The sequence below is a fragment of the Mycoplasma sp. 246B genome, assembly GCF_054353935.1.
The window spans coordinates 67,757-83,805 of record NZ_JBTHHM010000001.1 but is presented as its reverse complement, the minus strand read 5'-3'; the positions used below and the strand labels follow the sequence as shown (position 1 = coordinate 83,805).

The window sequence follows — 16,049 nt, the reverse complement described above, 5'->3', positions numbered from 1 at the left end:
AAAAAGGAAATTTATGCGTAAAGAAGTTAGACTTAAAAACAAAATGATCGCAGAAAAAAGAGCTAAAAAACTTTCTAAAGAATATGCAAGAGATTTAAGAAGACAAGAAAGATTAGCACAAGCACAATAATTTAACCCAAACGGGTTTTTTTACACTTTTTTACTTGCTTATCAAGGATTTATAGCAATTTATGAAAACAATATAAATTATTTTTTCTTGTTATTTTTATAGTTTTTTATAAACTTAATAAATTTAATTTATAATTTATAAAATACAAAATAAAAGCAAAGGAGGATAATGGAACATAAGGCACTTTATCGAAAATATCGACCTAAAACTTTTGCTGATGTTATAGGTCAAGAACATATTATTGAGACATTAAAAAACATACTTAAAACTCACAAAATACATCATGCTTACTTATTTAGTGGCCCAAAAGGAACTGGTAAAACGTCAGTTGCTAAAATATTTGCTATTGTACTAAATTGTATGCATACACACGATTTGACTCAGGCTTGCGAAAGTTGTTTATCAAACTATAATGATAATTTTGACATTATTGAAATGGATGCTGCTTCAAACAATGGAATTGAAGAAATTCGTGATTTAAAAGAAAAAGTTGAACAGGTTCCTATCAATGGGCACTTTAAGGTATACATTATCGATGAAGTGCATATGCTAACTAAAAGTGCCTTTAATGCTTTACTTAAGACACTTGAAGAACCTCCAAAACATGTGATATTCATCCTTGCAACTACTGATCCACAAAAAATTCCTTTAACAATTTTATCTAGGGTTCAAAGATTTAATTTTAAGCGAATTAACGAACAACAAATCGTCAAGCAACTTAAAAGTATTTTGATAAAAGAAGATATTAAATTCGAAGAAAATGCTCTTAAAGCACTTGCTTCTCTTGCTTCTGGGGGGATGCGTGATGCACTTTCACTTGCTGAACAAGCTAGTTCATTTAATGATAATAAAATCTTATTAGAAGATGTGGTAAACAATTTTGGTTTGATGTCTTTGCAAAAAATTATTGATTTAATTATTTATTTAAAAAACAACGATATAATTAATCTTTTAAAATTGATTCAGCAAATGCAAGAAGATGGAATTGATCCAAAACATTTTCTAATATCAATTTTAGAAGTTTTAAAGGAATGAATTATTTTTTCTAAAACTTACGATGTGCAAATATTGCATCATATTAATCAAGATGATTTTTATAAACTTCCTTTAAATAATGATTTAGCAGTTAAAATATCAAAGAATATTTATGATATTTTAACTAAAATAACAAAAAGCGAAGAACCTTTTAAACTAATTGAAACAGGATTTATTAATATAGTTGATTTGGATAATTCACCTAAAATTAAAGCAAATCACACTCAAAATCAAGGAAAGAAAATACCTGAAAAAAATGATGAAATAAATTTTATTAATCAACCATATAAAGAACAGGTAACTGAGTCCCCTATTTTAGAAGAAAATAAACTAAATGAATTATTCACAGGTGATGATTTCTTAAAATCCAAGTTTAATAATCTTGAAGTTGAACCTAAGACAAATGCAGATATCAACTACACTGATGTAGATGAAACAATGCAGCATACAAAAGAATTGTTACTGAAAACTAATGAATTTATTCTTTCATCTAACGAACATAACGGAAACAAAGAAGATTTAGAAAGTAATATACTTACTGATATTGATACATCAGAACAATTATTTAACAATACAATTGAGATTAATATCCCACATAATCATCAACCGATCAAATATCAGTGAGAAGGTGAAGACGAAATGGAAAGTATGCTGAATTTAGTTTTATGAATCCAACAAGATCGTAACAATCGCAGCACAAAAGATGTTTATAACAAACTAAAACAAGATGCTGAATTTACTAATAATCGAGTAGATTTAAATCGTTTTTTTGAATGATTTAGAGTAATTGATATTTTAGTAGCAACAAAAAATGCAATTATTTTTCAGTGTAATGATGATAAAATGATTGAATTATTAAATAAAAATAAATATAAAGTAGATTTTCAGAAGTTTATAGATTATGTTTATGGTGATGGATATAAATGATTATATTTTGTAAATTCTAATGATCGTGAAAATATTAAAAAACTTGTCACTGAATATCGTAGAGGTAATTATAAACTCAAAAATCCTATACATCAACCTAAAAAACTTATTAATGTTATTCCGAACGATCGCGAAGACCAAATTGAAGCTTCGAAATATATCTATAAAAAAACTTGAAAATCATAGAAAGGCAAATTATGAATGCAGATTTTATTAAAAGAGTAAAACAATTACAAAAAGAGATGCAAATCAAACAAGATGCATTTTCAAAACAAGAATTTGAGGTAGAAAAACAAGGGATTAAAATTGTGGCTACTGGTGATATTCAAATAAAAAGTATTGATATCGATCCAGTTTTAATAGATCCAGATGACAAAGAACTGCTTGAAGATTTATTAATCGTTACAATTAATGCATTGGTTGATAAAATCAATGAAGAACAAGATAAAATAGCACCAAAAGAAATGCCTGGTGGACTTCCTTTTTAATTACTATGTTTGATTCAGATGATATAATAAATCTTTCTCAAAAACTAAGTAAAATACCAGGATTTAGTAAAAAAACAGTTGAAAAATTTATCTACTGGATTTTTGAAAATGATCAAAGTAGTGTTAATTTACTCGCAAATGAAATTAAAAAAATTAAGGAAAAAACTAAATTTTGTCCAAATTGCACTAGTATATTAACAGAAAATCAAGAATGCAAAATATGCACAGACTTCGATCGCAAAAACACTCTTTTAGTTATTGAAAGTCTTGCTATTTTAAACAAGATAGAAAAATCAGGTATATACTTCGGTAAATACTTTGTTTTTGATAAAAAAATCGAAAATGAAATACAATACAATCAAAGCATTACAGAGATAAAAAAATTTTTAGACTATGCGCAAACCTTTGATGAAATTATTTTAGCACTTTCTCCTACTTTAAAAGGTGAAATTGTAACTAACATACTTAAACAATCATTAAAAGAAAAAGGTTTAAATGTTTCACAAATAGCAATTGGAATACCATTAGGTGCTTCAGTTGATTATATCGACGAAACTACCTTAAAATTCTCAATAAAAAATCGTCAAAATGAATAGAGGACATTTATGTTTATTACATTCGAAGGATTAGACGGAAGTGGAAAGACCACTATTTTAAACCTACTTATTCAATATTTCAAAGAAAAATATCCAAACTTACCTTTTATTTCAACACGCGAACCAGGTGGACATAACATCCCTGAAGCAGAACGGATTAGAGATATTATTCTTGATAAAAATAGTGATTTATCCCCTGTTGCAGAAGCGATGCTATATTCAACTAGTCGCAGGATTCATCTTGAGAAAGTTATTTGACCTGCATTAGAAAAAGGTGAGTTAGTGCTTTGTGATCGCTATATTGATAGTTTCTATGCTTATCAGGGGTTCGCACGTAAGTTAGGATATGATTTTGTTAAACAACTAACAAATTTAATTATTGATAATGCAATACCTGATTTGACTATTTTCTTTGATATCACACCTGAAAAAAGCAAGGAACGCCGTGATAAAAATCGTTTAGTTCAAGATCGTCTCGATAATGAAAAAATGCAGTTCCATCAAGATGTTTATTTAGGTTATCAAAAACTTATTTCCGAAAATCCTTCAAGATTTATTATTGTTGATGGTTCTGAAAATGCTGATGTAGTATGCAAAGAAGTTGTTGATAAACTCCATCAAAATCCTAAATTTTTAAGTTATATAAATAATAAATAAATAATAAAAATGTACCAAATACTAACTAAATTTGATGAGTTAAATAAAAAAAATAAATTGTCACATTTATACCTTTTTAAAACTAATTCAGATAATGTTGATATTTTTTTATTGCAGCTTATTAACATCATTAATAATACTAAATTTGCACCAGACACAGATTTAAGCAAACTTACAAATAATATTTATTTAATCGATGGAAGCAAGGATATAATTAAAAAAGATGATCTTCAAGCAGTAATTTATCAAGCACAATTTCAACAAAATAATAATCAAAAAACCATTATAATAATTAAAGATATCGATCATACTACACATATTACAATAAATAGTTTTTTAAAATTTATTGAAGAACCAAATGATAATACAATTATTTTTGCTACCACCAGCAAGATAAATAAGGTTTTACCAACAATTATTTCACGATCTCAAATTATTAATCTTATCCCTTTTTTTAAAAAACCAAATAAGGAAAATTGATACCAAAATTTTAGCAAAAACGAGCAGCATATAGTAATTTTGAAACAATTAATAACTTATTTTGAACAACTATTACAAAATAATTCAAAATATACACATAATTTATTTTTAGATTTTTTAAATGAAAATCTAAAAAAAGAAAATATTTTTTTCTTTAATGCATTAAAATACCTATTTCAAACCAGTAATTTATTAAATTATAAATATAAAGAATTGGACAAAATATATAGATCAATAAATAGAAAAACACAAAATATTCGACAAGTTAATTCTGCTAATAAATTAATGCTTGAATTTAACAAAAATTTATCAGATTATAACAGTAATTTTGAGATGCAAAAAGTTGCTTTATTAATTAAACTTAGAAGGTTATATGAGTAAGTTATATATAATAGGAACTCCAATAGGTAATCTTAAGGATATAACGTTTCGCGCTGTTGAAACTTTAAATAAAGTAGATATAATTGCTTGTGAAGATACCAGAGTAACTACCAAACTATTAGAACATTTTAGTATAACCAAAAAAACATTGATTACTAATAATGCTTTTAACGAAAATGCTACTGCTAAAATTATTTTAAACTATCTTCAAGCACAAAAAAATGTCGGATTGGTTTCCGATGCTGGGATGCCTGTTGTTTCTGACCCTGGTTTTAGTATTATTAATCTTGCAAGAAATAACGGATATGATATTGAAATAATTCCTGGTGTTTCTGCAGTAACAACAGCGTTTGTTGGTTCCGGATTTTCTAATAATTTTACTTTTTTAGGTTTTATCAAAGATAAAAGTCAGCAGCGAAAGAATCAACTTACTAATTTATCTGAAGGAACATATATTTTCTTTATATCACCACATAAACTACTTCAAACCATCAAAGATATTTATGATGTTTTTAATGATAATGTCAATATATGTTTAGCTAAGGAACTTACAAAAATTTATGAACAATGATTTTTTGATAAACCTTCTGTGTTAATAACAAAGTTTAAAGATATTGAAAAAATAAAAGGTGAATATACCTTAGTTATAAACATCCCAAAAACAAAACATATTAAGGTGAATAAATATCCTAAAATTAATAAAAATATCGTTTAGCGCTGCTATATAGTGCTAAACGATTTATTTATTTAAAACCATTTGGAAATAATGCTGTCTTAAACGGTGTTTGTGAATTATCAAAACCATTCGGATAAATTATTGATAAATTTTGACGATACGAAGCTGTTTGTGCCGGGTATTTCTTCTTATCACTCCCATCAATTAAATTATATGCTTTTAATTTACCAAAATCATGTGATAGAAAGAACGGTGCAAATCCAGCTACCTTAGAAAAGTCATTCTTTTGAACATCTGAAGCAACTGCATCATATATACCTATCATTTGTCCAAATTCATTATACACAAGCGAACCAGATGCTCCATAATATAATGATGAAAATCAAATTGAATAATTATAACCATAATAATTACCTAGCAATCTTCCTTGTGCTGAAGTATAAGGTGTATAATTACCACTATTAATCTTTTCTTCTGCGCTATTTGTAGGTAATGCAAAAGTTTTTTCATTTGATTTACTTCGTGAATTTCATTTTAAAGAAGTTGAATTTCTTTCAGTTGGATTATTAATACTTCATGCTGCTGTTCCTGATGCATCAGCTTGTGGATAGCCACCTATATATACTTCTTTTGAATTAGTTAAACTGTTTTGGTTTTTTTCATTAAATGCACTCATATAATCAACAGTTTGCATATATACAGAAGTTTTTTTATCTTGATTAGGTAATTGATTTGTTGCATTTAGTCTAGCTAAATAAGAATCAACACCTGCTATAGCCAATTTAAACATTTGCTGTGCTTGAGTATTTAACTTAGACATATCAATATCTATTTCAAAAACAGCAAAATCTGTATAAAATGGATAAAAATTCTCATCTTTTAATTGTTGCTTTAAAATATGTCCTTCATCGCTTTCATCATCGGGATCAGCATCAGTAGTATAATTTTTTAGTCGTTCTTGTGCTAATTTCTTTAAATTATCTTGAAATGGTTGAATATATTTGTGATCAATAAAATCAAAACCTGCAAAAATTAACTTTGGAGATGATATACCTACTGCTTTTGTAGTTTCTGATGCGGCTGAATCAGACTTATTTGCATCCAAAAATTCATCTGCTGATGCGAATCATTTAACAGTATTTGCGCTATCTGCTTGATAATTATAGTTATTTTCTTTGATTGTAAAATCAGTTTTTTTTGCTGCTTTACCTATTGAGATTGAACGAGCTTTAATATTTCTTGGATCAATATAATTAAGTTTATTAGCAACATTTTCATCTAATGTATTTGATAAATCAGCTGCAACATGTAAATTAGTTGCTAAGAAAAGTTTATATTTATTATCGTCTTGTTTATGATAATCAAGTAATCATGCTGTCCCACTATCTGTTGAACGAAAATCATTACTGTGATCACCTGTCTTATTACCAACACCGAATTTTATAGCAAAACTGCGATCAAAAATTTCATTATATAACTGTTTTCTATCTACTACCTTATATTGCTTAACAAAATCTGGATATTGATTATTTTTACTATAGTCTTGTGTAGGAATATGAAAATCCGGCGGTAAAGGCGGGGGGGTCACGGGTTCTTTTGGTTTATCTGGTTTTGATGGTTGTGGAATTGGGTTCGGTTCTTGTTTTGGTCTTTGTTTTTTAAAAACCAAATTAGTACTTATTTGATTGGTATCTACAATTAATTTTTCAATCTTATAATCTTTATCAAAGTCTAAATTAGTTACATTAAATTTAATTTCCCTTGAATTTTTATCAAAACTTATTGCTGTCAATTTTTCAGTTAAACCACTTATTTGTATTTGTATTTTATCAGTTGTTATATCTGACGAAATTGGAATTTCATATGCTTTTAATGTTAAAATATACTTATTTGCTTTATTTTCAACACCAGAAACAAGTATTTTATATTTTTGTGGTTGCTTTTGTTGGTTAGTTGTCCCACATGAAATTGCAAGTGCAGATGTTAGCAATGAAACAAATGTTAATAGAGATAATTTTCTCTTCATATTTTCCTTTCTTATATACTTTCTTTGAGTTTATTATTAGTAAATAAAATTAAAGATTTTACAACAATTTCCTCTTCAATATTATTAAAAATTTCTTTATTAAAGAAACTTAAATCTCCTCCGGTGAAAATTATTTTATAATTTTGCTTATTTATATAATTTAAATACATAATTAAAGATAAAATTCTAAATTGAATCCCTGATGAAACTGCATCAGAAGTATTATAACCGATATTTTTTATATCTTTATTTAATTTGATTTGTTTAACTAATGAAGTATTATCAAAAAGTGCATTTAAACCTTTTTTTATCCCGGGCATTATGCTAACACCGATTATTTTTTTATTTTCAGTTTTACTTAAAACTAATGCTGTCCCTAATGAAACTACATAACCACTTTCATATTTATGCCCAATATAATATGCAGCCAGTAATATATCATTTCCCACTTCTTCTTTTGCTATTTTTTTATTGAATGTTAAATCATTTTCATTGAAATCCAAATATGAAATAAATTTATATTTTATTTTTAAAAAATCAAATACTTGCGATAAAATGATATTTTTTTCTGGTTTAACAGAAGAAATAATAATACTTTTAATATTTATTTTGTTTTTTATTTGAACAATTTTTTCTTTCAATGAATCAAAACTTAATAATTTCACCTCTAATTTTTCAATTATTAAGTTTGAATTCAAAAAATAACCAATTTTAATTAATGTATTACCAAAATCAATATATAACATAAGACTCCAGAATAAGAAAATAAAAGGTTATTAACCTTTTATATATAAATACTCAACAAGTTGATTAATTTTTTTATTTATTGCTTCAGGTTGCTCAAAAAATAAGGCATGTCCACAATTTTGCAAAAGTGTTACATTTTTTTGCATCTTATTTGCAATATTTTTTATAGTAAAGTAAGGAATAAATTTATCATTAATACCAGTAATAAATTCATAGTCATTATTTGCTTGATATAAACTTTTAATGCTTGTTTTTAGGTAATTGGGATTTAAAATCTGTGATGTAACCATATTTAAAAACATAGGTCGCTTTCTATCCATTAATTTCAAAAACATCGTAGCAACTTTTGATAAGTTTTTACGATAATCCAGTTTATCATTATAAATCAAATTATCTGAACTTTCATAAGCTGAATCATAATTTTCAGGTATGAGTCAACTTTTCATTCTTTTGATTGCTGCTTCAACACTTTCACCTAATTTATTATCCAAAATTTCATAATTTATCGGTGCTGCTAGTAGTGCTTTTTTAACTAAATTATTATTTAATAAATACAAAGCACTTGCTCCTCCAAGTGAATGCCCAATAACAAGTTTAAAATCATAATTATATTGCTTTACAAATTCCAATGCAACCTGCTGATATAACTCAATTGATATTGCTTCTTTAGCACTACTGAAACCACAACCGGGAAAATCGAGAGCAACTACATCATAATTACGATTTTTCTGTAAGTAAACTTGGTTTGCAAAAGCAGCAGAGGAATTAAATCCGTGTAAAAATAAAACTTTTGGTTTACCGGTGTTTTCTTCTATATAATGTATTCTTTCGTTTAAAATCTCTATATATTTACTTTCCATTATTCACCAAACATAATATCAACTATTTCTTGTGGACTAATGCTTCCAAAATAGTTATCTAAATTAGGTACTGATTTTAAAAATTCTAATATTTTATTTTTCTCAAAATCAAGTCCAACTAATGCACTTTCGATGCTTTCGGTTCCAAGTAAGGTAAGAAAATCACCTTCAAATTTAATTTCAACTATCTTGTTTTCTTTTACATTAGCACTTATTTGTAAAATTCCACCATCTGTTTTCTTTTCGCTATAAAAGGAAAATTCCGGATTCTTACCTAAAACTCACTCATTTGATGATCTAATTTTGCGCAATTGTGGAACTAAGGTAGTATATTTTTCAGGTATATCAAGCAATTTTGCATCATATTTATGCATCAAATATTCAATGAATTTATTTTTAAATTCTTCAATACTCATTTTTACTGGTAATTCATCTAAAATGTTTGTCACTCTTTGCCTTGCACTATTTATTCCTTTTGATTCCATTTTCAATTTACTTGGATTTAAAACAGTTGAAAGTCTTGTTAAATCAACATTAAATAATATAGTTCCGTGATGTACAATTTTATTTTTATAAATAAATTGTGCATTACCTGAAAATTTTGCACCATTTACTACTAAATCATTTCTTCCTTTAAATTGTGCATCTAAACCAAGTGATTTTAAGAAATTAAGAACCGGTTCTAAAAACTTTTGATAACTATGCTCTGTTTTATCATTAGTAATAAATGAGAAATTTAAATTACCAAGGTCATGATAAACAGCTCCACCACCTGATAAACGACGATATAAACCTATTTTATCACGCTCTAAAACATCGAATTTAACTTCCTTATATGCATTTTGATTACGTCCAATAATCACATCATTAGCATGTTGATAAAGATAAATAATATCTTCATGATTATCTTCATCTTTAGCCATTATTTCTTCAAGAGGAAGTGTGTAAAATGGTGTAGTTTCCTTACATACATATATTTTCATTTTTTACTCCTTATTTACTAAATCAAAATTTGTTATACTTTTAAAAAGTTTAACAAATTTTGTTTCATTTTCCTTAAGATTTAAATTTGTAACACCAAAAATATTGATTTGTCCATAATCTCAGCGTTTTTGGTATCGATTTTTATCAAGCAAAAATAATAAATCTTCGATGAATCAGTCAAAATATTCAACAGAATATTTTAACTCACGAAGTAGTCCATTAATTTTTATATCCAAAATTCGATTTTGATGATTTAGAATCTCGAAATCAAAAGATAAATTTAATTCTTTGCTTGTTACTGTTTGAAATTGCTTCTTCATTTTTTAATTATATCACTATATAAATACAAATGAAAAAGTTAATAAAAAGCAGTATTTTTGATTATAAAATAAACTTTTAATGACAAATTGAGCAAATTTATTGCATACATTTTCATATTTAAAGCAGATTTTGCAAAAATACTGCTATATTAAGGATTTTTATTTAGAATATATTATAATATAATCGTATTTAATATTTAAGGAGAAGGATGAATTTCCAAAAACAATTAGAAAATACAATTTATCAAAAAAATACTCAATTAAAGAGTAAGAAGACTATTTTGCTTATTGATGGTGAAGATCAAAGATCGATTCAGGCAGCAGCTAAAGTTGCTGAAAGTGATTTAGTAAATATTGTGTTATTAGTTTCACAACACAACTGCTCACTTACACCTAATATCAAGCAGGAAGTTATCTCAGATGAGAAAAAATCAGAATATGCAAAGCAATATTTTGAATTAAGAAAAGGAAAGGAAACTTTAGAAGCATCAGTTAAAAACCTTGAACAAGCACCTTTTTATGCAATGATGATGCTTAAAAACAAAGAAGTTGATGGGGTTGTCGGTGGATTAAATTACACAACAGCTGATATTTTACGTGCTGCTTTTAAAGTAATCGGACCTAAGAAAAACATCAAAACTATTTCTTCTGCTATGATTATGCATAAGGATGAACAAAAATACCTATTTTCAGATATTTCAGTCAATATCAAACCTAATGCAGATCAATTAGCAGAAATCGGATTAAATGCCACCGAATTTGCTAAAAGCCTTGGTTTTGATCCAAAAGTAGCTTTCTTGTCTTTTTCAACAGATGGTTCAGCAGTTAGCGATGAGTCAAAATTATCTGCTGAAGCAACAGCAAAATTTAATGAACTTTCAGATACTAAGGCAATAGGAGAAATCCAATTTGATGCAGCATTTGATGAAAAAGTAAGACAAGCAAAATACAAAAAACCTGCATATACAGGAGTTACAAATGTTTTTGTGTTCCCTAATTTAGATGCAGGTAACATCGGATATAAGATTGCACAACGTTTTGGGGGATTCGGTGCAATCGGACCAGTTATTACAGGGATTGCTGAACCTGTAAACGATCTATCAAGAGGATCAACCACAGAAGATGTTTATAATACAGTTTTAATTACTGCATTACAATCTTATAAATAATATGAATGCTTTTGTTATTCTGTATAAAGAATGAAAAAAGTTTTATAATTATTCATATTAAATAAAACGGAGGTTATTTAATGAAAATTATATCAATAGGAGCAAACCATGCTGGGACTTCATTTTTAAGAACAATGAAGAAAATTGCTCCAGACTCACATTTAGTGGCATATGACAAAAATACTGACATTTCTTTTTTAGGATGTGGTATTGCTCTATGAGTTGGTGGGGAATTTTCTAATCCAGATGGATTATTCTACTCAAGTATTGAACAACTTAAATCACTTGGAGTAGACATCAAAGATGCTCATGATGTTATAGAAGTAAATCGTGAAGAAAAATATGTTGTAGTTAAAGACTTAAGAACTGGACAAGTTTTTAAAGACTACTATGACAAACTTGTATATGCTGGAGGAACTTGACCAATTATTCCACCTTTTGAAAACATTCACTTAGACAACATTTTAGTTTCTAAAATCTTTGCACATGCAAAAGAAATTAAGGCTAAGGCAGAATCAAAAGATGTGAGAAATGTTGTTGTTATTGGTGCTGGATACATTGGTGTGGAAATTGTCGAAGCATTCCATAAATATGGAAAACATGTTACCTTAATTGATATGCAAGACCGCATTATACCAAACTACTTTGACAAAGAATTTACTGACAAAGTTGAAGCAGCTATGGTAAAAAACGGAATTCAATTACAACTTAATGAAAAAGTTCAAAGATTTACAACTAAAGACGGAAAATGTGTTTCTGCTGTTGTTACAGACAAAGGAACATACGATGCTGATTTAGTAATCTTAGCTATCGGATTTAGACCAAAAACCGAATTAATTCAAGGTGTTGACAAACTACCTAATGGTGCAATTAAAGTTGACAAATTCCAAAGATCATTATCAGATCAAGATGTTTATGCTATCGGTGATGCAGCTTCAATGATTAGCAATGTTTCAGATGAATATGTAAACATCGCTTTAGCAACAAATGCTGTTAAAACTGGTATTGTTGCTGCTTTCCACTTAGCAGGAAACGAAACTATTCCATTTCCTGGATACTCAGGAACTAACGCTATTAGTGTGTTCGATTTCAACTATTCATCAACAGGACTTTCAGAAGTAGCAGCATCTAGACATCCAAAATTCAAAGATTCTTATGCTGTAGAATACTTTGAAGACAATGATCGTCCTGAATTTATGCGTAAACACTATAAAGTATGAATGAAAATTACATATGACAAAAACACACTTAGACTTTTAGGAGCACAAATTGGTTCAGTAGGTAAAGAAGCAAACCACACCGAGGTAATTTATATGCTATCATTAGCAATTCAAGAAAGATTAACCTTACCACAAATTGCATTAATGGACTTTTACTTCTTGCCACACTTTAACAAACCATTTAACTTTGTAATCCAAACCATTTTAAATGCTTTAAATCTAAATTACAACAAAAAATAAGGAAATTTTCCTTTAAATCAAACATTAAATCAGAAAGGATGTTATGACTTTTAAATTTGTAAAACCTGGATTAGTAATGTCTAAAAAAGAAGAAATTGTTCGTTTCTTAGACATTGATGGAAATTTAACAGCCGAAGGTAAAAAACACGACCCTAAATTATCAAAAGAAGAATTGTTAAAAGCATATAGATTCATGGTTCTTTCAAGAAGACAAGATGAATATATGACACAACTTCAAAGACAAGGGAGAATGCTTACTTTTGCACCTAACTTTGGTGAAGAAGCATTACAAGTAGCGTCTGCTATGGTGTTAACCAAAGACGACTGATTTGTTCCAGCATTCCGTTCAAATGCAACTATGCTTTATATGGGAATGCCTATTAAAAATCAATTATTATACTGAAATGGAAATGAACGTGGAAGTGTAGTTCCAGAAGGAATTAATTTACTTCCTGTTAATGTTCCTATCGCGACACAATGTTCACATGCTGCCGGAATTGCTTATGCAGCAAAACAATTAGGTAAAAAAACTGTATCAGTTTCTTTTGTTGGAAACGGGGGAACAGCTGAAGGTGAATTCTATGAAGCAATTAATATTTCTTCAATTTGAAAATGACCATCAGTTTTCTGTGTAAACAATAATCAATGAAGTATTTCAACACCTGAAAAATTTGAAACTGGTTCTGAAACAGTTGCTGCTAAGGCTGCTGCTGCTGGAATGCCAGGAGTTCGTGTTGACGGAAATGACTTGTTAGCTTCTTATGTAGTAATGAAAGAAGCAGTTGAATTTGCTCGCGAAGGAAATGGACCTGTTTTAGTCGAATTCATTACTTGAAGACAAGGACCACATACAACATCAGATAACCCTAGAGTATATCGTACTGTTGAAGAAGAAAAAGAACACGAAAAATGAGAACCTATGCACCGTATTGAAAAATATCTATACGATAAAAAATACTTAACCGAAGCAGAAAGAGATCAAATGTGAGAATCTGCAATGGAAGAAGTTAAGAAAGCATACAACGAATCATTAGAAGAATTAGATGTAGACATCAATGAAGTATTTGACTACACCTATCACACACTTACACCTGAATTAGAAGAACAAAAACAAGAGGCTTTAGCTTACTATGCAAACTTAAAGGAGAGTAAATAATGGATAAAACAGTTACATTAAATAACATTGGTGCTTTAACTAATGCTATTGATTTAATGATGGAAAAAGATCCAACAGTTGTTCTTTGAGGACAAGATGCAGGGTATGAAGGTGGAGTTTTCAGAGCAACCGAAGGATTACAAAAGAAATACGGGCTTACCAGAGCTTGAGATTCACCTATTGCTGAAGCATCAATGTGTGGTGTTGGAGTTGGAGCAGCTATTTATGGACTAAAACCTATTGTTGAAATTCAATTCCAAGGATTCTCTTTCCCTGCATTTCAACAACTTTTTGTGCATGCAGCTAGATATAGAAACAGAACTCGTGGAAGAGTAACAGTTCCAATGGTATTAAGAATGCCTATGGCAGGTGGAGTTAGAGCTCTCGAACATCACTCAGAAGCGATTGAAGCACTTTATTCACACATTCCTGGATTAAAAGTTGTTATGCCATCAACTCCTTATGATACAAAAGGATTAATGATAGCAGCTATCAATGACCCAGATCCAGTTGTATTTTTAGAACCAAAGAAAATTTACCGTTCATTTAAACAAGAAATTCCAGCTGAAATTTATGAAGTTCCAATTGGAAAAGCAAATGTTTTAGTTGAAGGAAACGACTTAACTCTTGTAACATACGGAGCACAAGTTCACGAATCACTTGAAGCACTTAAAAAACTTCAAGCATCTAATCCAGAAATCAGTGTAGAATTAATTGACTTAAGAACTATTAAACCAATTGACACTGAAACTATTGTAAATTCAGTTAAGAAAACCGGAAGATTACTTGTGGTTCATGAAGCCGTTAGATCATTTTCAGTTTCAGCAGAAATTATTGCTAGAGTAAATGAAAGAGCATTTGAATACTTACAAGCTCCTTTAGCACGTTTAACCGGATACGACATCACAGTTCCTTTAGCACGTGGAGAAAAATATCACGCAATTGATAGTGATAAAATTGTTGCTAAAATTAAAGAGGTTGTTTCTTTTTAGGTTATAATTAACTACTAGAAAGGAAATTTATGGAAAGAAAAATCGCAACTCCTATTGCTCGTGCTGTAGCGAACAAATTGGGAATTGATATTAATTTAGTAACTGGAACAGGGCCACAAGGCAGAGTTACTGAAGCAGATGTTCGTGCATTTGCTGCAGCACCTGCTGCAAAACCTGCTGCCCCTGCTACCGCTGCACCTGCTGCTACTTCTGCTGCTCCTGCTGCACATGTTGATGTAGTGAGCAAACCTGCACCTGTTACCTTAGACGGAAGAAGAGAAAAAATTACTCCAATCCGTAATGCTATTGCTCGTGCAATGAAAACTTCACAAGCATCTGTTGCATACTTTTCATTAGTAAATGAAATTGATGTAACACGTCTTTGAGATTTAAGAAAATCAATCGTAGAAGATGTGCAAAAAGCTACTGGGGTAAAATTAACATTCTTACCTTACATTGCAAAAGCAATTATTACTGCTTTAAAAGAATTCCCTATTTTTGCTGCTAAATATGATGAAGCAGCTAACGAAATCGTTTATCCTACAACTATTAATTTAGGAATTGCTGTTGATACAGCAGCTGGGTTAATGGTTCCTGTAGTAAAAGATGCCCAAAACCTTACAATCGTGGATTTAGGTAAAGAAATTATCCGTTTAGCACTTGCTGCTAGAGATAAAAAAATTAAACCTAATGAAATGTCTGGTGGATCATTTACCATTACTAACTATGGTTCAGTAGGTGCTTTATTTGGAACACCTGTTATTAACTGGCCTGAAATATCAATCGCTGGTGTCGGAGCTATTCTTGATAAACCAGTTGTTAAAAATGGGCAAATTGTACCTGGTAAAGTAATGAACTTTACCGTCGCTGCAGACCACAGATGAATTGATGGTGCTGCTGCCGGTAGATTCGCTGCTAGAGTTAAAGAATTACTTGAAAAACCAGAAATTTTAGGAGTTTTATAG

The 16,049-nt window shown here is 29.1% G+C and carries 16 protein-coding genes; 11 read left to right on the top strand and 5 right to left on the bottom strand.

Annotated elements, in window-relative coordinates:
• Positions 1–298 precede the first annotated feature (298 nt).
• Genes dnaX through rsmI form a run of 6 tightly spaced genes read left to right on the top strand, consistent with a single transcriptional unit; the run spans position 299 to position 5,409 of the window.
• Positions 299–2,278, top strand: coding sequence for a DNA polymerase III subunit gamma/tau (dnaX, locus tag ACXYRR_RS00475; RefSeq protein WP_458597261.1), 1,980 nt, complete (start codon positions 299–301; stop codon positions 2,276–2,278).
• Between the two features lie 11 nt (positions 2,279–2,289).
• On the top strand, positions 2,290–2,580 hold the full coding sequence (locus tag ACXYRR_RS00470; RefSeq protein WP_435130268.1) for a YbaB/EbfC family nucleoid-associated protein: 291 nt from the start codon (positions 2,290–2,292) through the stop codon (positions 2,578–2,580).
• Positions 2,581–2,585: 5 nt separating this feature from the next.
• Complete coding sequence (locus tag ACXYRR_RS00465) at positions 2,586–3,176, top strand: toprim domain-containing protein (RefSeq protein ID WP_458597260.1); 591 nt, start codon at positions 2,586–2,588, stop codon at positions 3,174–3,176.
• Between the two features lie 9 nt (positions 3,177–3,185).
• Complete coding sequence (gene tmk / locus ACXYRR_RS00460) at positions 3,186–3,833, top strand: dTMP kinase (protein ID WP_458597259.1); 648 nt, start codon at positions 3,186–3,188, stop codon at positions 3,831–3,833.
• Positions 3,834–3,842: 9 nt separating this feature from the next.
• Positions 3,843–4,694 carry a hypothetical protein gene (locus tag ACXYRR_RS00455; RefSeq protein WP_458597258.1) on the top strand — a complete coding sequence of 284 codons (852 nt, stop codon included), beginning with the start codon at positions 3,843–3,845 and terminating at the stop codon, positions 4,692–4,694.
• Positions 4,687–5,409, top strand: a complete 723-nt coding sequence (gene rsmI / locus ACXYRR_RS00450; RefSeq protein ID WP_458597257.1) for a 16S rRNA (cytidine(1402)-2'-O)-methyltransferase — start codon at positions 4,687–4,689, stop codon at positions 5,407–5,409. Before ACXYRR_RS00455 ends, rsmI begins: the two co-directional genes overlap by 8 nt.
• Positions 5,410–5,437: 28 nt before the next feature.
• Here rsmI and ACXYRR_RS00445 read toward each other — a convergent pair whose 3' ends face one another.
• The 5 genes from ACXYRR_RS00445 to ACXYRR_RS00425 are packed head-to-tail and all read right to left on the bottom strand — an operon-like array spanning position 5,438 to position 10,307.
• Positions 5,438–7,396 (bottom strand): MIP family Ig-specific serine endopeptidase, encoded by a 1,959-nt coding sequence (locus tag ACXYRR_RS00445; protein ID WP_458597256.1) that lies wholly within the window; start codon positions 7,394–7,396, stop codon positions 5,438–5,440.
• An 11-nt stretch (positions 7,397–7,407) separates the two neighbouring features.
• Positions 7,408–8,142, bottom strand: a complete 735-nt coding sequence (locus ACXYRR_RS00440) for a type III pantothenate kinase (protein ID WP_458597255.1) — start codon at positions 8,140–8,142, stop codon at positions 7,408–7,410.
• A 30-nt stretch (positions 8,143–8,172) separates the two neighbouring features.
• Entirely contained in the window at positions 8,173–9,003 is an 831-nt protein-coding gene (locus tag ACXYRR_RS00435) for an alpha/beta fold hydrolase (protein WP_458597254.1), read from the bottom strand.
• Positions 9,003–9,986 (bottom strand): lipoate--protein ligase, encoded by a 984-nt coding sequence (locus ACXYRR_RS00430; protein ID WP_435130245.1) that lies wholly within the window; start codon positions 9,984–9,986, stop codon positions 9,003–9,005. The genes ACXYRR_RS00435 and ACXYRR_RS00430 overlap by 1 nt, the downstream gene beginning before the upstream one ends.
• Positions 9,987–9,989: 3 nt before the next feature.
• Positions 9,990–10,307, bottom strand: coding sequence for a hypothetical protein (locus ACXYRR_RS00425; RefSeq protein WP_458597253.1), 318 nt, complete (start codon positions 10,305–10,307; stop codon positions 9,990–9,992).
• Between the two features lie 209 nt (positions 10,308–10,516).
• Between ACXYRR_RS00425 and ACXYRR_RS00420 the strand changes: the two genes are divergently transcribed.
• The 5 genes from ACXYRR_RS00420 (at position 10,517) to ACXYRR_RS00400 (ending at position 16,049) form a co-directional block, all read left to right on the top strand.
• Positions 10,517–11,476, top strand: coding sequence for a phosphate acetyltransferase (locus ACXYRR_RS00420; RefSeq protein ID WP_458597252.1), 960 nt, complete (start codon positions 10,517–10,519; stop codon positions 11,474–11,476).
• 80 nt (positions 11,477–11,556) lie between these two features.
• Entirely contained in the window at positions 11,557–12,936 is a 1,380-nt protein-coding gene (locus tag ACXYRR_RS00415; RefSeq protein ID WP_458597251.1) for an FAD-dependent oxidoreductase, read from the top strand.
• Positions 12,937–12,979: 43 nt separating this feature from the next.
• A complete protein-coding gene (gene pdhA / locus ACXYRR_RS00410) occupies positions 12,980–14,092 on the top strand; it encodes a pyruvate dehydrogenase (acetyl-transferring) E1 component subunit alpha (protein WP_435130234.1) in 1,113 nt (370 codons plus the stop codon).
• Positions 14,092–15,084, top strand: coding sequence for an alpha-ketoacid dehydrogenase subunit beta (locus ACXYRR_RS00405; RefSeq protein ID WP_435130232.1), 993 nt, complete (start codon positions 14,092–14,094; stop codon positions 15,082–15,084). Before pdhA ends, ACXYRR_RS00405 begins: the two co-directional genes overlap by 1 nt.
• 29 nt (positions 15,085–15,113) lie before the next feature.
• Positions 15,114–16,049 carry a 2-oxo acid dehydrogenase subunit E2 gene (locus ACXYRR_RS00400; RefSeq protein WP_458597250.1) on the top strand — a complete coding sequence of 312 codons (936 nt, stop codon included), beginning with the start codon at positions 15,114–15,116 and terminating at the stop codon, positions 16,047–16,049.